Origin of the sequence: Psychrobacillus sp. NPDC093180 (assembly GCF_044754065.1) — a bacterium.
GTDB lineage: Bacteria > Bacillota > Bacilli > Bacillales_A > Planococcaceae > Psychrobacillus.
This window is the reverse complement of the sequence record NZ_JBIVOJ010000020.1, coordinates 31,811-49,544: the sequence shown is the minus strand read 5'-3', so window position 1 is coordinate 49,544 and position 17,734 is coordinate 31,811. Positions and strand designations below refer to the sequence as shown.

16 protein-coding genes are annotated in these 17,734 nt (G+C 38.0%); 7 read left to right on the top strand and 9 right to left on the bottom strand.

The features are described 5' to 3' along the window. Window positions 1-54 precede the first annotated feature (54 nt). From qoxA to ACIP9W_RS21300, 3 genes are all read right to left on the bottom strand, one after another. Window positions 55-972, bottom strand: coding sequence for a cytochrome aa3 quinol oxidase subunit II (qoxA, locus tag ACIP9W_RS21310; protein ID WP_400793192.1), 918 nt, complete (start codon window positions 970-972; stop codon window positions 55-57). 261 nt (window positions 973-1,233) lie between these two features. After that, window positions 1,234-1,902: a hypothetical protein gene (locus ACIP9W_RS21305; protein ID WP_400793166.1), complete on the bottom strand. Its 669-nt coding sequence runs from the start codon at window positions 1,900-1,902 to the stop codon at window positions 1,234-1,236. Between the two features lie 111 nt (window positions 1,903-2,013). Then, window positions 2,014-2,235 (bottom strand): small acid-soluble spore protein Tlp, encoded by a 222-nt coding sequence (locus tag ACIP9W_RS21300; RefSeq protein ID WP_142540447.1) that lies wholly within the window; start codon window positions 2,233-2,235, stop codon window positions 2,014-2,016. A 165-nt stretch (window positions 2,236-2,400) separates the two neighbouring features. Here ACIP9W_RS21300 and ACIP9W_RS21295 point away from each other — a divergent pair, with 165 nt between their 5' ends. The 3 genes from ACIP9W_RS21295 to ACIP9W_RS21285 all read left to right on the top strand — a co-directional run bounded on the left by ACIP9W_RS21295 (window position 2,401) and on the right by ACIP9W_RS21285 (window position 4,204). Next, entirely contained in the window at window positions 2,401-2,661 is a 261-nt protein-coding gene (locus tag ACIP9W_RS21295; RefSeq protein WP_400793165.1) for a hypothetical protein, read from the top strand. A gap of 244 nt (window positions 2,662-2,905) precedes the next feature. Next, complete coding sequence (locus tag ACIP9W_RS21290; RefSeq protein WP_400793190.1) at window positions 2,906-3,190, top strand: DUF3219 family protein; 285 nt, start codon at window positions 2,906-2,908, stop codon at window positions 3,188-3,190. Window positions 3,191-3,208: 18 nt separating this feature from the next. Then, window positions 3,209-4,204: an LLM class flavin-dependent oxidoreductase gene (locus tag ACIP9W_RS21285; protein ID WP_400793164.1), complete on the top strand. Its 996-nt coding sequence runs from the start codon at window positions 3,209-3,211 to the stop codon at window positions 4,202-4,204. A 5-nt stretch (window positions 4,205-4,209) separates the two neighbouring features. On the opposite strand, the gene ACIP9W_RS21280 is transcribed toward ACIP9W_RS21285, so the two are convergent. The 5 genes from ACIP9W_RS21280 to ACIP9W_RS21260 form a co-directional block, all read right to left on the bottom strand. Beyond that, window positions 4,210-4,578 carry a hypothetical protein gene (locus ACIP9W_RS21280; protein WP_142540444.1) on the bottom strand — a complete coding sequence of 123 codons (369 nt, stop codon included), beginning with the start codon at window positions 4,576-4,578 and terminating at the stop codon, window positions 4,210-4,212. A 125-nt stretch (window positions 4,579-4,703) separates the two neighbouring features. Beyond that, window positions 4,704-6,566, bottom strand: a complete 1,863-nt coding sequence (locus ACIP9W_RS21275; protein WP_400793163.1) for an ABC transporter ATP-binding protein — start codon at window positions 6,564-6,566, stop codon at window positions 4,704-4,706. After that, window positions 6,563-8,287: an ABC transporter ATP-binding protein gene (locus ACIP9W_RS21270; protein ID WP_400793162.1), complete on the bottom strand. Its 1,725-nt coding sequence runs from the start codon at window positions 8,285-8,287 to the stop codon at window positions 6,563-6,565. The genes ACIP9W_RS21275 and ACIP9W_RS21270 overlap by 4 nt, the downstream gene beginning before the upstream one ends. Beyond that, window positions 8,280-8,765 carry a MarR family winged helix-turn-helix transcriptional regulator gene (locus ACIP9W_RS21265; RefSeq protein WP_400793160.1) on the bottom strand — a complete coding sequence of 162 codons (486 nt, stop codon included), beginning with the start codon at window positions 8,763-8,765 and terminating at the stop codon, window positions 8,280-8,282. Before ACIP9W_RS21265 ends, ACIP9W_RS21270 begins: the two co-directional genes overlap by 8 nt. An 813-nt stretch (window positions 8,766-9,578) precedes the next feature. After that, window positions 9,579-9,881, bottom strand: a complete 303-nt coding sequence (locus ACIP9W_RS21260) for a YunC family protein (protein WP_282242084.1) — start codon at window positions 9,879-9,881, stop codon at window positions 9,579-9,581. Between the two features lie 121 nt (window positions 9,882-10,002). Here ACIP9W_RS21260 and cax point away from each other — a divergent pair, with 121 nt between their 5' ends. From cax to ACIP9W_RS21245, 3 genes are all read left to right on the top strand, one after another. Further along, complete coding sequence (gene cax, locus ACIP9W_RS21255; RefSeq protein ID WP_400793159.1) at window positions 10,003-11,061, top strand: calcium/proton exchanger; 1,059 nt, start codon at window positions 10,003-10,005, stop codon at window positions 11,059-11,061. Between the two features lie 78 nt (window positions 11,062-11,139). Next, window positions 11,140-12,078 (top strand): MBL fold metallo-hydrolase, encoded by a 939-nt coding sequence (locus ACIP9W_RS21250; protein ID WP_400793157.1) that lies wholly within the window; start codon window positions 11,140-11,142, stop codon window positions 12,076-12,078. Window positions 12,079-12,358: 280 nt separating this feature from the next. Next, a complete protein-coding gene (locus tag ACIP9W_RS21245) occupies window positions 12,359-14,398 on the top strand; it encodes a Na+/H+ antiporter (RefSeq protein ID WP_400793188.1) in 2,040 nt (679 codons plus the stop codon). Window positions 14,399-14,653: 255 nt separating this feature from the next. Here the strand turns inward: ACIP9W_RS21245 and ACIP9W_RS21240 are convergent, their stop codons facing one another. Next, complete coding sequence (locus tag ACIP9W_RS21240) at window positions 14,654-16,468, bottom strand: sulfatase family protein (protein ID WP_400793155.1); 1,815 nt, start codon at window positions 16,466-16,468, stop codon at window positions 14,654-14,656. Between the two features lie 168 nt (window positions 16,469-16,636). Here ACIP9W_RS21240 and ACIP9W_RS21235 point away from each other — a divergent pair, with 168 nt between their 5' ends. Continuing rightward, complete coding sequence (locus tag ACIP9W_RS21235; protein ID WP_400793154.1) at window positions 16,637-17,734, top strand: hypothetical protein; 1,098 nt, start codon at window positions 16,637-16,639, stop codon at window positions 17,732-17,734.

Below are 17,734 nucleotides of genomic sequence, written 5' to 3'. Positions count from 1 at the left end.
TTTTGTAACTCCTTTCGAAAATCTATTGTTTGTTACGATACTGAAACTTATTTATCAATGATGAGAATGATCTGATTCTTCATCAGAATGGTTAGAATTATGATCTTCATGTTCTGAGTGATCCATTTCAGAATCAGTGGAACCATGGTTATGTTCAGGAGCTGGTGAGAACTCTAAATGTGTTCCTGTATAAGTAGAACGTCCAAGATGTCCTGGTTCTAATAACTCCTCAAACTTTTCTTCTGTAAGAGGTTCAGCTGTTTCGTGAACTTCTTCTACCCATTCGTCAAAATCAGTTTGAGACATCGCTGTAACTTCAAACGTATTTTCGGCAAATCCGGCACCGCTGAAGTTTGCGTTTCTTCCCATAAATTCACCTGGATTGTCTGCTGCTAAGTGTAAGGTTGTAACCATGTCAGCCATCGCATATTTTTGTCCGCCTAGTTGCGGAATCCAAAAACTAGTGATTGGCCCGTAAGAATATAGTTTAAATTCAATCGCACGACCGGCAGGTATATATAAGTAATTAATTGTCTCAATACCCTCTTCAGGATAACTAAAATGCCATTTCCAGTTAGAAGAAGAAGCGTAAACAATCAACGGTTTTGTATCCTCATACCCGGCTGGAGTTGACTCTACCTCGTAATTACTTTTAACTGAAACGAAAGAAAGGAAAATGACGATAACAATTGGAATACCAATACAGATTGCTTCTACAAGTGGGCTTCCTTCAATATGAGGAGGCTCGTAATCGTCCCTTTGATTAGAAGCACGATATTTTACTAACACGTATACTAATATTGCAAGTACCGCAATTACAATACCTGACATAAGCAAGATGGATAACATAATGTCATCAGCTTGCGTTTTTGCTTGAGGACCTTTTGGATCTAAAACTAATAATGGTTCACAACCAGTTAGCACAGTGGCTATAGTGAAAATCATCGTAAGTAAAGCCCATTTCACTTTCATTTTCATAGTTGTACCCCTTTCGATTATTTGAATTTATTAAACGTGTTACGAATTGATCCGTATTCCGTTGCCTCTATCATATTTAGAACCACCCATAATAACAACGTCTAAAAGGGGACTTCACAAAACGTTCATCTAGATTTCTATATAAATTCAATATTTGTTAACAAAGTTGTAACGAACGTCAAAAAGTTGTCACTCGTATGGATGAATATGTAAATGCAAAAAGAGCTTGGAAACAGTTCCAAGCTCTTTTCGTAATTAAAACATATGAGGAAATTGCCTGATGATTGCATGCGAAATCATATCGGACATTTCTAATGCTTCTGCTTCTATTTGGTCAAATACTTTAATATCCTCTTTGTAATTTTTTTGAATCATACATACTGCTTCATATTTCGTTAATGCGAGATGCATATAAAACATTCGCTGTACTTCTACTTTCGTTAAAAACGGGTTAATATTACTTAAAAATGTCGCAATGTCATCTGCATTACGATACCATTCTTTTTCTTTTTCCTCTGCCTTTTTCGTTTCCCCTTTAACTGCTGCTGTTACTAGTTCGGCTGCTAAAACTAAGTGTTCTTTTATGAGTTCTGCGTATTTGTCAGCGAGTTGATCGCCATAAAAAGGTCGAATGCAATTTCCTAAATCGGTTGCATTTTGTAAAAGGCGTTCTTGCACAGAAGGGAGATCAGGCAAGTTGAATACAATACTTGTAATAGTCATTCTGGTCCAGTTGACATGCTCCAACCAAAGAAGTCGGTTCATGCTTTCAAAGTCAACAGCTGCTTTACTCATGTAGTAGCCTTGTGGAAAATGAGATGATTTGTTCAAAATATACCGTATGGGTGCGGTGTATTGTGAATATGGTGTTTTATAAATAGTGTTCTGGGGAAGAGGAGAAAACTCATTTGGGTAAAAGTGCAAGCAAAGCTCATTCCTTTTTCCCTTAGCTTACGTTTCTTTTATCGTTAGTGTGATTATTCTATAAAAAACGAGCCAGTATTCAAAAGATTACTGGCTCGTTCGTACATCAGCTTAAATATATCCGTTTATGCGTGATTTAGCTTCTGCAAGAATTTCTGCACGTAATCCATCAATACTTTCTTCACGTCGTTCATTTTTTCTTTTAATAGCAGCTAGTTCTTCACCATCTGCAAATTCCATGGCCATTTCTGCTGCTTCCTTATTACGAATCGTTTTCTTTAGCCTTTCTACATTGTTAGCCGAATCATTTGGTCCTGGTTCATGTATAGTCATTCCTTTTTCCTCCTTTAATCATTGGTTAAATGTAGTGTGCCCAACGTCGTCAAAATTATTGAAGGATTAATTTTCAAGCTAGTGAGTTTCCATGCATAAAAAGCTCCTATATCGCCATAGTAAAGACGTATTGAAATCTAGGAAAAGATAAAGGAGGCACTTGCAATGGAAGATCATACACAAATGAGCTGGAAAGAAGATAATGTTATTGGTCAATTGCATAATTCTGTCGATAATGTCACGCTGGCTGTAGGTCAAGCTCTCACTCATCCGACTGAGCAGGCAATTCAAAATGCACAAAATATGATTGAACGTGCAGAGCGTTCTGTCACAATGGCCCTTGAGAGTAGAGGAGATTTGGGACCAATTAACATGCTTCAAGATCAATTGAACCAAGATAAAGAGAAATTAAATAGAATACATTAATAATGAAATGTATAACGCCTATTATGGGGCTGTTCCAAAAGTCAAAATTGACTTAGGTATAGCTCCATTTTATTTCTATTAATAATGGATTTCTTCAAACGGTTCTATTATTCCCAAATTATAAGCAAATAATTAGAGGTATCTTCCCTAAAGGCATAGAATGATGAGAAGTTCACATTAATGGTACACTTAAAAAAGTATTAAATTGGGGGTATTTACCATGAACCGAAACCTAGAAGATACAATGATTAAAGAAATTGTATTAGATGATACAAATGTTAAAGTAAATCATTACGAATCAAAAAAAGTGAATGATTTACATCTAATTTCTGTTGTTTTCAATGTTACAAGTGAGGATTATCACGATATAGCCGTATTGCTTTATAAAGGGACGTTTGACGTAAAAGTACCTGCGCAAGGATTGTTTTTTAAAGGAAGCATACATCAGTATTCGACTTCCATTACAAATTTATACGAAAAAGGACAGGTTGGGGAGTATAAGCTGAGCTTACTGGAAGTTCCGAACTAAGAAAGGAGAGATGAGACAATGAAGTTAAGTATATTAGATCAATCCCCGATTTCCTCCAATCAAACTGCGAAAGAAGCTTTAATTGAATCGATGGAGTTAGCAAAACTAGGGGAATCGTTAGGGTATACGCGCTATTGGATCACGGAACATCATGATTTAACGGGGCTAGCAAGCTCTGCTCCTGAAGTGATGCTAGCTTATATTGGTGCGAATACAAACACCATTCGCATTGGCTCTGGTGCTGTTTTGTTGCCACATTATAAACCTTTCAAGGTAGCAGAAGTCTATAATACGCTTGCCACTCTATTTCCTAATCGAGTTGATGTTGGGCTAGGTCGTGCACCTGGTGGCTCTGCGGAAGCTACTAATGCTTTATCGGATAATTTCCTACAGAACGTCTATAAAATGCCTAGTTTGGTGGAAGAGTTTCTTCATTTTCTAGACGATGATTTTCCTGTTGGTCATGAATATTCGAAAGTTTCTGCCTCACCAATTCCTGATGTGTCACCAGTACCATGGCTTCTTGGAACGGGTAAAAAAAGTGCTTTGCTCGCTGCGGAAAATGGACTTTCTTACGCGTTCGGTCACTTTATGAGCGAAGAGGACGGAACGGCTATTGTTACCCAATATTTAGATGCTTTCACACCTAGTAAAAAACGAAAAAACCCAGAAGTGATTGTAACGGTATCCATTATTTGTGCAGAAACAAGTGAAAAGGCGGAAGAAGTAGCGAAAAGCACACTCATTTGGGCGTTGCAAAAAGCAAAAGGGGAAGGGAAGCAAGGAATTCCTTCTATAGAAGAGGCGAAGCAATACATAGTAAATGACGTGGAAAAAGAGACGTTGAAAAGTATGAAAAAGAAACTAATAATTGGTGATCCAACTGAAGTAAAGGAGAAGCTAAGCGAATTACAAACGAATTATAAAGCAGACGAAATTATGTTGAATACTATAGCATATTCTGCAGAAGATCGCTTTAATTCGTATAGACTGATAGCGGATGAAATGCTGTAAAGCTGTTAAAGTACTTCCATTTCTTTGAGTACTGTATGAACTTGATGCTCTTCTAATTTGTCCGTTATTTCATCTATTAAGTGTTGAATAAATTCTTCTTCTTCAAAGTCTTTTATATCTACTTCAAATTTATCCAATTCAATGTGAACGTCTGCACTCACGTCTGCAGCAATTTCTACTAGCTCGGTGAAGAAAATCCAGTATCTATTTTCTTCAAATAGTTTTCCGTTAATATGGACGATTGTGGAGGACACTTTAGAGGAAGGGACGGAATAGCTATTTTTTATACGGATGAAAGTTTCGTCATTATTTGCAACAAACATCATCTCTTCATATCCTATATCAAAGGCCTTTTTGAATTCTACTTTGTCCAAAACTATCCCTCCTAATTTATATAGTAAATATATTAATAGAGAATGGAGATTATGACGGTCCATATATAATATAAAAAAGAGAGTCAGCAAATAATCTGCTGTCTCTCTTTTCATCTATCTACTATTTAAATAGCCTTTTTGGTAGAGAACTGGCTGTTATAAAGATCAGCATAGAAGCCGTCTGCATTAATAAGCTCCTCATGAGTACCTTGTTCAATTACCATTCCTTGATTCATCACTAATATTAAATCGGCGTCTCTAATGGTAGAGAGGCGATGGGCGATGACAAAGCTTGTTCTTCCTTCCATTAAGCGATTCATCGCTTGTTGGATAAGTAATTCTGTTCGTGTATCTACACTCGATGTTGCTTCATCCAAAATCATGATAGATGGATTTGCGAGAACGGCACGAGCGATTGTTAATAATTGTTTTTGTCCTTGCGAAATATTGGATGCTTCTTCATTTAAAATTGTATCATAGCCTTCAGGTAAAGTACGGATAAAATGGTCAGCACGTGCCGTTTTTGCGGCTGCGAAAATTTCTTCATCTGTTGCTCCGTCTTTTCCAAATGCAATATTGTCTTTAATTGTCCCATTAAAGAGCCACGTATCTTGCAGTACCATCCCGAATGTTGTCCGAAGATCCGTCCGGGACATCTTTCTAGTATCATGTCCATCAATAGTGATTTTCCCATTGTTTAATTCATAAAATCTCATCAATAAATTAATCAATGTTGTCTTACCAGCCCCAGTAGGTCCAACAATTGCTACCGTTTGACCTGGTAATACATCAATATTCATATCCTTTATTAACAGTTCATCTCCGTATCCAAAGTCCACATGTTCAAATGTAACTGCACCTGCTGCTTTAGATAGACTTTCTGATGTCACTTCTTTTTCTTCTTCCTCTTCGTCCAGTAATTCAAAAACCCGTTCAGCAGCGGCAATAGTTGATTGTATAATATTAGCGATATTAGCCGTTTGCATAACTGGCTGTGTGAACTGACGAGTATAGGTAATGAAAGCTTGGATGTCACCGATTGAAATAGCGCGCTGTGTAACTAATATCCCACCAACAACGCTAATCACGACATAGCTTAAATTCCCGATAAAAGACATCATTGGCATTATAATGCCCGATATAAACTGCGCTCTGCGACCGGCATCATACAATTGTTCATTTACTTCATCGAACTCAGCGACTGCTTTTTTCTCATGTCCGAACACTTTAACTACTTGGTGCCCAGTATACATTTCTTCAATGTGTCCATTCAGTTGTCCGAGTGTTCGTTGTTGATCGGCAAAATGCTTTTGAGATCTTTTTAAGATTGGTTGAATGACGAACATCGATACTGGTAAACTTACAATCGATATTAAAGTTAATATTGGACTAATGGTTAGCATCATAATGATTATACCTACAATAGTTACCACCGAAGTGATAAATTGCGTTAAGCTTTGCTGAAGCGTGTTTCCGATTGTATCTAAATCGTTCGTAACACGGCTCAACGTTTCCCCATTTGGTCGACCATCGTAATATTTAAGCGGAAGTCTTTCTAGTTTTCCATTTACTTCTTCCCTCAAATCGTAAACCGTTTTTTGCGCAACGCTGGACATAATATACTGCTGAATATACGTAAACAAGCTACTGATCACATACAAAGCGGCTAGGAGAAAGAGTAGTTTTGCGATTGCTTCAAAATCGATTGCGGCTCCTGGAACACCGGTCATTTTTGCGTATGCACCTTCGAATAGTTCTGTAATTGCATTCCCCATAATTTTAGGACCGACAATGGCAAAGACGGTACTTAAAATAGCAGCGATAAACACGGCGATTAATTGATTGCTCCGAGGTTTTAAGTAAGTCAAAAGGCGTCGCAAAGTACCTTTAAAGTTTTTCGCTTTTTGTCCGCCCATCATCATCATGTTCCCTCCGCCAGGTCCCGTTGGATGCCCACCTTGAGATGTCGATTTTTTTTGTTTGCTCATGCGATTTCCTCCTCTCTTAGCTGGGATTCTACGATTTCTTGGTAAACAGTATTATGTTCTAATAATTCTTTATGTGTACCAATTCCTGCAATTTCTCCTTTATCTAATACGATAATTTGATCTGCATCTGCTACAGTGCTTACTCGTTGGGCCACAATGACGACTGTCGCATTTTTCGTTTCTTCTTTTAGCGCTTCTCTTAGGTTTGCATCTGTTTTGAAATCGAGTGCTGAAAAGCTGTCATCGAAAATGTAAATATCCGGTTTTCGTACAAGTGCTCTTGCAATGGATAGACGTTGTTTTTGTCCCCCGGATACATTCGAGCCACCTTGTGAAATAACCGAGTCATATCCTTTTTCCATTTTGCCAATAAAATCTTCTGCTTGAGCAATGTGAGCAGCATGTTCCACTTCTTCGTCAGTTGCATCTTGTTTTCCAAAAAGAATATTTTCTTTAATCGTTCCAGAAAAAAGCAGTGCCTTTTGAGGAACGAATCCGATTTTCGAACGAATCTCTTCTTGAGAGGTCTCTCGAATATCGACACCATTTACACGAATGGTTCCGTCTGTTACCTCATAAAAACGTGGAATCAAATTCACAAGCGTTGATTTCCCAGCACCTGTTCCTCCAATAATTGCTGTAATTTCCCCAGCTTTAGCTTGAAAAGTAATATTAGATAATGCGGATTCTTCTGCTCCAGGGTAGCTAAAAGATACATGGTCAAATTCAAGTGTACCTCTTTCTTTATTTGCTAGTTCCGTTCCTTCGTTTAGAGAGGTTGGTTTTCTATTCAGTACTTCATTAATCCGGTTTGCAGATACTGCGGCACGAGGAATCATAATGAACATCATAGAAGCCATCACAAGTGCGAACATAATTTGCATAACGTATTGTATAAACGCCATTAAATCACCGATCTCCATAGACCCGCCATTAATACGAATGCCACCAAACCAAATGATTAATACTACGGTGATATTCATAACTAGCATCATAACCGGCATTAAAATGGCCATAACTTTATTTACTTTAATAGAAACATCGGTCAATTCTTTGTTTGCTTTTTGAAGTCGATCTTTTTCTTGTTTTTCGCGATTAAAAGCACGAATAACTCGGATACCAGTTAAATTTTCACGTAATACAAGATTTAACTGATCTAATTTTGTCTGTACTGTTTTGAAGAGCGGTACACCTTTATACATAATTAATAACACTGCACCAACTAACACAGGCATTGTAAGTACTATGACAAGCGATAATTTAGCATCTTTTGAGACAGCCATAATGATCCCACCAACCAACATAATAGGCGCGCTAACGACCATACGTAGCATCATGATGACCACTTGTTGCACTTGCGTTATATCATTAGTTGTTCTTGTAATAAGTGATGCTGTACCAAATTCATCGAAATCTTGAAGGGAAAATTGTTCTACATGCTTGAATACTTTACGGCGAATATCCTTACCAAAACCCATTGCAGCTTTGGAGGAGTAGAAGCTTGCTACAATGGATGCAACCGCTCCAATCGCCGCAACTAAAAGCATGATTCCACCGATTTTCCAAATATAAGGTGTATCGCCAACTACTACACCTTTATCGATAATATCCGCCATAAGGGTGGGTAAATAAAGATCAGCCATGGATTGGATAAAAACTAATCCTATTACGGCGAGAACAATCCACTTATACACCGTTAAGTTTTTCAATAGTTTAATCATCTCGGTTGTTCTCCTTTGAAATAGTTTCACTTTCTAAAAAATCAGCGATATGAAGCAGTGTTGCTTGAAATTCCTCAAATTGTTGTTCCGTAAGTGTGTCCATAATGGATTCAATCGTACGATGAATACTCCCTTTTTGTTGACTTATTTTATCAAACAAGCTGTTTCCTTTTTCACTGAGTATTAATTGCATTTCACGTCGATTGTCCGGAACAGGCTGTCTATGTAGCCATTCGGTTTGTACAAGTCCATCGACTGCAGTGCTTAAAGTGCTTTTGGGAATTTGTAGTACTTCACCTAATTGCTTTTGCGTCATTTCTTTACGTGGCGCAATGGTCATAAGGATGGAATATTGCGGGATAGATAAATCATTTTCTAGTGCAGTTTTATGTATAAACCGCATCATGTTTCTATTTACACGCCAAAAAGTATGCAAGAATTGTGAAGATCTACTATCAGGGGGAATATTACAATTCACTGTTACCACTCCGTTCTTTTTAGGATTGTTCAATTATGAACAGTTCTCTAATGCTTAACAAATTTACTCCTTTTTTCGATAAGAGTCAACTAGAAAGGGTGGCTTTTTCAAAAAAATATGCGGGAGTCTTACGAGGAAAATAATTATGTAGTAGGTGGATAATTAATTCCAGAATAAGGATAAGGGCAACCAAGCAACAGTGGAAAGCAACCAATTCGAGTTTGAAAGCAATCAAATCAGTACGAGAGCAATCAAAATGCAGGTGGGACCAACCAATTCATAGAATGACGGGGAAAATAGCAAGTGTTTCCTGTCACAATATCCAGTAAATGGTTGAACGAGACATAACTGGATGTAAACGCGACAAACTCCCTTGTGAACACGACAAAACCTATTCCGAAAGCGACATAACTCTTGCTGAACGCGACAAAACTAATCTAGCGGTTGCACTTTTGGCAATAGAGCGAGGACGGGCTACGATTTACTACGCAGTATCATCGAGCTCCCTGTAATAATATCCAGTTAATGGCTAAGGGCAATCAATCAGTCATGGAAAGCAACCAATTCTACTCTGAAAGCAACTAAATCCACATAAGAGCAACCAAATTATAAGTCAGAGCAACCAACTTGCTGATGAAAGCAACCAATTCTTAAAATAACAAGTTTACTTGGAGTGAGACGACTATAACTACCGCCAGTATTCCTATAGTACAAACTATCCTTGATATTTGGCTGTTACACTCTTCTTACTAATTCAACGTACACAAAAAAGAAGCTAACCATATAAAAATGGCTAGCTCGTTTGTTTTTAAATTAAATCATTTTCAGAAGCGCTTCTTTACCAATCATCCCTTTGGTGATCCCACGTTCTTCTGCTTCAAAAGTGATGGATTCCAAAGGAGCATTAAGAAGTTGTTCAATTGTTTTTACGCCTACTGCTCTTCCAGCGAGTACTTTCCTATCCTTTAGTTTCTCGTTCAACAATGCAACGTCAAGGGCACCACACATGATATATCCTTTGTCGTTTGATACGACAAGTAAATTCGTCTTTGGTAGCTCTACAGAAATCGATAAAAATGTATGTCCTTCAATGTTGATAGGTTCCAAATTAATCATTAAAACTCATCACTCCTTTTCTTCTCCTTATAGGTTATGTAAGTGAATGGAAAAGGGTTTCTTCTTTATTATATTAGGGAAAGATAAATTAGAAATGCATTAATTTGAAGAGGTGTTTTTAGTGAACAAATTATTAGCCGTTCTTGTCTTTGTTGGTGTTCCAATTGTCCTTATAGGAGCTTTTTTAGATTGGCCAAAGATGATTATGTTCTTCCTTTGCTGTTTAAGTATTATTGGACTTTCGGGATATATAGGTCGAGCAACGGAAAGTTTAGCGATTGTGAGTGGACCAAGGATTGGTGGGTTATTGAATGCAACTTTTGGTAACGCGGTTGAATTGATCATTTCCATATTTACATTAAAAGCGGGAATGGTTGGGATTGTGTTGGCGTCGTTAACGGGTTCGGTTCTCGGTAACTTGCTGCTTGTACTTGGATTATCGTTTTTTGCTGGAGGCATAAAGTTTAAACGTCAAAAATTTAGTGTGCATAGCGCAAGGTACAATTCAGGATTGCTTATTTTTGCTGTTATTGTTGCATTTGTTATTCCGGAAGTTTTCTCTATGACCATGAATACTGAGAAAACAGTAAGCTTAAGTATTGGTATTGCTATTATTTTAATCGCGCTTTATCTTGCTGGACTATTTTTTAAACTCGTCACACATCGTGGAGTGTTCTCTTCTTCTGATGAACCGGAAACAGAAGAAGAAGCAGAAGTACCAGAGTGGACAAAAGGAAAATCTATTTTAATTCTTCTATTGGCAACGGTAGCAGTTGCTTTTGTATCGGAGCAATTAGTTCATACATTTGAAATGCTCGGATCAAAATTTGGATGGACGGAGTTGTTTATCGGTGTCATTATCGTAGCGATTGTTGGAAATGCTGCAGAGCATGTTTCCGCTATTACGATGGCTATGAAAAACAAAATGGAAGTGTCTGTGGAAATAGCGGTTGGTTCGACCCTGCAAGTTGCTATGTTTGTAGCACCAGTACTTGTAATTGTATCTTTGTTCATGCCTCAAACGATGGCACTAGTGTTTACGTGGCCAGAGCTTGTCGCAATGGTTACAGCCGCACTTTTAGTTATTAATGTTTCCGGTGATGGTGAATCGAATTGGTTTGAGGGACTGCTGCTATTTGCGGCGTATATAATCATGGGGATTGGTTTTTATCTTCTTTAATTATGGAGAAAGAAAATGATAAGATAGTAAGTGACAGAATATTCAATAGACAGAACACTTACTTAGGGGGAATACGTAATGACACAATCGATTCCGATTCAATTAAATGAAAGAATCTATCTAATCGATGGGCATGACTTAGGGGTAGCGGAGCGGACAGGCATATATGTCATTCAAGAAGAGGAACTAACAATTGTAGAAACGAGTGCTAGCCCGTCTATCAAGTATGTTAAGGAAGGTTTAAAGGCATTAGGGATATCTTTGGATGAAGTGAAATATATCATCGTCACACATATACATCTGGATCACGCAGGGGGAGCCGGATTATTAATGCAAGAGTGCCCGAATGCTAAAGTGGTAGTACACCATAAAGGTGCGAGACATTTAGCAGATCCATCTAGACTTATTGCTGGCGCGAAGGCTGTATACGGTGATAAGTTTTCGGGCTTATTTGAACCAATACTTCCTATTGCAGAAGAGCGACTGATTGTTAAAGGAGAAGGAGAGACGTTAGAAATCGGACCAAATTGTCAATTGCTATTTTTAGACACACCTGGTCATGCCAATCACCATTTCAGTATTTATGATCCAATTAGTAATGGCATGTTCACTGGAGATACGGTTGGGGTGCGATATCCACAATTGGTACCTGATAATGTTCATTTGTTTCTACCTTCCACTTCTCCAAATCAGTTTGACCCAGATGCGATGCAAAGAGCGATGGATCGAATGGAGCAAATGCGACTCGATACCATTTATTTTGGACATTATGGGATGACGAATGATCCGGCAGAAGTATTTCGTCAAGTTTCTAATTGGTTGAAAGTATATGTGCACGAGGCGAAAAAGGTGTATGCGGAACAAAAAGGATATGAGGTTCTTGCTGAGCGTTTAGAAAGCTTAGTGAGGGAACATCTAAGAGGGGTGGGAATTCCTGATGATCATGAGGTATATAGCATCTTGCAGTTAGATGTGGAAGTTAGTGCAATGGGATTGTTAGACTATTTATCAAAATAATAAAATAACCTTATAAACAGATCTGCACCTCAAAATACATATAGGATGTGTATTTGAGGTGCAGATCTGTTTTGACTATATTACTTGCAGTTATATGTATCATAACGATACAATCCTATCTAAGTCTGTTCTTCAGGCAATCTAAAAGCACCTCCTATTTAAGCTAGTTTTTGACAATGCAAATAGTAACTATTTTATAGAGAGCAAAATCTCTAGTATTTGTATTCCTTTAAAAACAGTTTTACACTTATTAATAGAACATATAGAAAGGAGATAGATGATGGAATTTTTAATGATTGTCTTACTCTTGTTAGCCATTATTGGGCTTTCTAATTTTATAAATCATTTCATGCCATACATACCAGTCCCACTTATTCAGATTGCACTCGGTGTATTGCTTGCGGCCTTGCCGTTAGGAATACATGTTCCGATGGAGCCAGAGTTATTTTTTATCCTATTTATTGCTCCACTTCTATTTTATGATGGAAAGAACGTGTCTAGGAAAGCCCTTTGGAAATTGCGGAAGCCTATTTTATTACTAGCACTCGGGCTTGTGTTTTTAACCGTAGTTGTTATTGGGTATTTAATCCAATGGTTAATTCCTTCAATTCCGCTCTCGGCGGCTTTCGCACTTGCGGCTATTTTGTCGCCGACAGATGTGGTTGCGGTTGGAGCTATTTCGAGCCGAGTCAAGATGCCGAAAACGATTATGCATGTATTAGAAGGTGAGGGGCTGATGAATGACGCCTCTGGATTAGTTGCCTTTAAATTTGCAGTTGCAGCAACGGTAACCGGTGTTTTTTCGCTTGCAGAAGCAAGCTGGAGCTTTTTACTGATCGCAATCGGGGGATTTGTTGGAGGTGCAGTACTTGCTTTCATCATTATTCGATTGAAAGTATTTATCCGACGTTTAGGTATGGAAGATGTCACACTTCACATGCTCATCCAGTTATTGACACCGTTTATCATATTTTATGTAATTGAACATTTTCATCTTTCAGGTATTTTGTCAGTTGTAGCAGCTGGTATCGTGCACGCAATTTATCGAGATCGAGAGCAATCACCGAATGTACAATTACAAATTGTTTCGAAAAGTACATGGACCATTCTTATTTATATTTTGAATGGACTTGTATTTGTGTTGCTAGGGCTACAAATTCCAAGTGTTTCTCGAGAAATTTTTGAAAGTCCTTTGTTCAATAATTTTGAAGTGATTACATATATTTTAATCATTACTGCTTCTCTTTTATTATTACGCTTTGTCTGGATATTTGCAGGATGGTGGGGCGGGTGGCTGCTTAAAGCAGAGCAATTACCAAAACCTTCGCTTCGATACATTAGCATTACGACCATTTCTGGTGTGCGAGGTGCCGTAACACTCGCTGGAGCTTTTACAATTCCGTACTTTTTAGCTAATGGCGATGTATTTCCGGAACGTTCATTAATTATTTTCATCGCAGCAGGTGTAATTTTGGTCACACTTATCTTGGCAAGTATTTTCCTGCCTATTATTGCAAAAACAGAAAAAGGGAACACAGAAAAGCTGAAAGAAGAAATGGAAAGAAAAGCAATCCTTCTTTCGATGGATGCTGCGATTAAGACGATGCGTGAACTAACTACTGACGAAAACAGAGGAGCAGCTGTTTCCATTATCTCGCACTATAATCAAGTTCGTAATGATCTGATTTATTTAAGCGAGGAAGAAAGTGCTCGAAGGAAAGCATTAGAAACTGAAACTCGTTTGAAAGCATTAGAAGTAGAAATAAATTATATAGAAAAGTTGCAAACAAATGAGCAGATCAATCGGGAGTCACTGTATTTATTGGAAGAGCATATCCATCGAATGCGTGTTGCTGTTACAAATCGCTTACTATATAGAGGATTATTCATATGGACAATGGTAAAGCGAGTTATATTTAATTTAGCAAGCTTGTTTAAGTCAAGAAAACACAACTCCTTTAGAGCTCGTATTGAAAAAAACAAAAAAGTAGCCATGCTTAAAATGGAAATGGCGCAAGCGGCGATTGCCTATTTGAAAGAAACAATGAATCCTGAAAATGAAGCGATCAATGAAGTGATTATCGGAGAGTACAATGAAATGATCTTAAAGTTTAAATTAGCACGTAAAGGTGCCGACTCAAGTAAATATATTCGCGAGCAGCGAGAGTTGAGAGACAAAGCCTTTCAAGCGGAGCGTGATGAGATCCAAAGTCTATATGAAGCAGGTGAAGTTTCCATCGATATTATGAGGAAAATACGCAGGCAGATTAATATTAGAGAAGCGTACTGGATGGAAGAAAACAGTGTACAAACCCATTAAAAAAGCAACCTCCCGCCTTACTTAAATGTATGGTGGGAGGTTGCTTTTTCCCGCATTAACGGGCAGTAAGACTCCCGCTTCAAGATTTAAGAAAAGCGAAAAGATAAGCGGGAGATCAACTGCTGGCATGCGCCCGATTGGTTCAACTAACAATCAGTGGGGGATGACTGGGACTAAAAGCGCGACGTCCATGTCGCAACGTCCCCACTAGCACGTCCTGTGCGTCGAAAAACCCCCACTGATTGAAGTTTCACTTTATTTGTCTTGGCAATTTGGTTGACCTGGTACTAGTCCACTTCTAGGTTGTAATCTTTTTTGCTTGCATTGTTCCTCTAATAATTTTTTCATGAGTTTTTCAATATAATCTATTTCATCATTTTTAGGGGAAAGGGGAGATAAATTTTCTATTTCAAGCGGATCTTTCGTCAAATTATACAATTCATATTCTTCTGGGACAGGATGGGTTTTGGTAGTTATTTTAGAAACGGATATACTGATTGTTTCATCAATAGGAATTTGGCTTTTAATCTCGGTTGTTTGATCTTCTATTCCAGGGTTGCTCCAAAATTGTGGATTGTCAAAGTAACGAGTGAACTTCCATATTTCATACGTATTATTATTACCAGTTGGAAGACGGGCAATAACCGCTTCAAGATGGTTAGGCTGTGTTACAGATTGATAAGGCTCGCCTGAGAAGCTAACTTGGTTTAAGCCTCTTGTGACATCATCGTCTGACATAAAATAAACTGGATCATGTACTTGATAAGATTTATCTTTGTCATGTACAACAGGTGTAAGATCACGTCCTACAAGTGGATGAACTTCGGTATGATCTTGCTTAAGTTCTTTTGCAATCTTATGCACATCAATGTTAGCAAGCCCAAGTAGTGTGGGAAGAATGTCCACATGACTTGTTAACATATCCGCTGTTCTGCGTTCAGAAAATAACTTGGGACTATGAACAATAAAAGGGACATGAATCGTTTCTTCGTAGGCGTTATACCATTTTTGGAACAATCCTCCGTGTGCTCCTAACAAATCGCCGTGATCCGAAGTGAAGATAACGATCGTATTGTCGTAAAACTTAGATTGTTGTAATGCCCGAAAAACTTTAGACATCTCATCATCTACTTGCTTGTGCAACGAAAAATATAGCTGTCGATAAACTAGTGTATCTCTAGTAGGTTGAAAGGTTTTTGGGTAGGTTTCTTTATAGCTTTCTTGTGCAGCTGGTTTTGTAAGTAGTGACTCATTGGTAGTAGGAGCAGGTGGAATGAATGGAACAGATGGATCTATGTCAAAGTTAAACAAGGGAGAAACCTCTGTTAGATCTCCATACAAAGCGATATCATGCGGATTAATAAAGGAAGAAACAATTAACCACGGTTTAGAATTTGCTTTCGGACTGTTTTTTTCGAGTGAGGAGATGAGATTAACCACTTCTCTTGCGTATACTTCATCACGTCCTTTCGTACCAATTTGAGCAGAAGAACCAGAATTTCTTGGATTTGTCCCATGTGGTTCTGGTCCAAGCCACCCTGAAAAGCCAAATTCATCAAGGCGATCTGCTTCTAAATAGAGTTCTTCATTTGTAGTGTTAGGAACACCGGTTGCGGGATGATAACTTGGCATGGCATTTTGTGTACCAGGTATTAAGATATCTTGATGGGAAGCATGCCATTTTCCTTTCCAAAAGGTGTCGTAACCGGCTGCACGAAAATAATCTCCGATAGTAGGGACGCTATTTGGATCAAGCCAAAAAATGTCTGGTTCAGAAGCATTAGCAGCACCTCCAGTTGTTTTAGTTACCCCATGAAGAGATGGATACTGCCCTGTGTATAAAGTTGTTCTACTCGGAGAGCAGGCAGTACTTCCGATATAGTGATGAAGAAATTCCAAACCGTTATTACGCAATAATTCTTGTGTCTTTAAATTTTCTTTCCGCCACTTTTTTAGCGCATCATTTTCATAAACAGTTGGAAAGCGTTGCTCGTCTACTAGGAATATGAGGAAATTAGGTTTTCGTTCACACGAATTTATGTCGGACCATTTCGTGTCTTTATCCTCCAAAATTTATCATCTCCTTAAAAATCGTTTTCTATATTTTACGTTAGAATTTATTAATTGATTGGGAGTTTTTTAGCTAAATTTAAAAGAATGTTTAATCAATCAAGTGGAGACAAACACACATTTTTTTAATTGGACATAAAGTATAGAAAGTGTGGGGAGGTTGTTCGTATGGAGAAAAATAAAGAAACAAGCTTTAAATTAAAGGGTTCTCGTTCGAAATGGCATCCAGTGGAAGCTGTCGGAATTCTATTAGTTGTTGCTTCGTTACTAATCCTATTATTTGATCCTAATTCGCTCTCTAATTTTTTTAACACGATTATTGCTGAGGTAAAACCTATTGTAGTGGATGTTTTTTTAACAAGTGAAATAGGAATTGCCATCATTATTAGTGTGATCTTCGGACGTATGATTGAACGTTTAGGATTTACCGATGGGTTAATCCGGATTTTTGTTCCGATTATGAAATTGCTTAAAATTAATCCATCTGTCATTGTACCGAGTGTTTATAACATTTTAGGTGATATAAATGCAGCTGGAAAAATTGCTGGACCTGTTCTGGTAAAGGCAAAAGCAACGAAAGCAGAACAAAAAATAGCTGTTGCAACAATGATACAATCTCCGCAATCCTTTGCTACGTTAGTGCTAGGTCTCATTGCACTTTCTGCGTTCAACATTAATGCGTTTCCGCTTATAATACTTTCTATCTTTGTTCCGATTGTTGTGGTTCCATGGATATTATCCATCACAATTTACCGAGATACCAAAAAGGTTGATTTGGAAAGTTTACCCCGATTTACGCCAAAAACAAAATTTCTTGAAACAATTTTTTCTTCTGCGAAAGAAGGCGCTGAGCTTTTATTTTTAATCATTATTCCTGCAGTTGCAGCTGTGTTTTTCTTTATAGGTGCACTAAGATTTTTCGGAGCATGGGATGTTATTGAATCGAATTTATCCACTGTACTAACATTCTTAAGTATCGAGCCAGCGACAGGTATTGTATCCATTCTTGCCGCTCCTACGCTTGCTGTAGCCCAGCTGGCAGAATTATCGTCGTCCATTGATCCACGATTAATTGTTGGCTCTTTTGTTTTAGCAAATTCTGGGTTGCCATTATCCGTTATTTTCGGTCAAATTCCTGCAACTTGGGCAGAAGTTTCAAGCTTGAATGAGAGAGAAGCGTTAGTAGCATCGATTATCGGACTAATTATTAGAATCGCGACTGCCTGTTTGCTTGCGTATTTTTTAACACCATTTTTGGTAGGATAA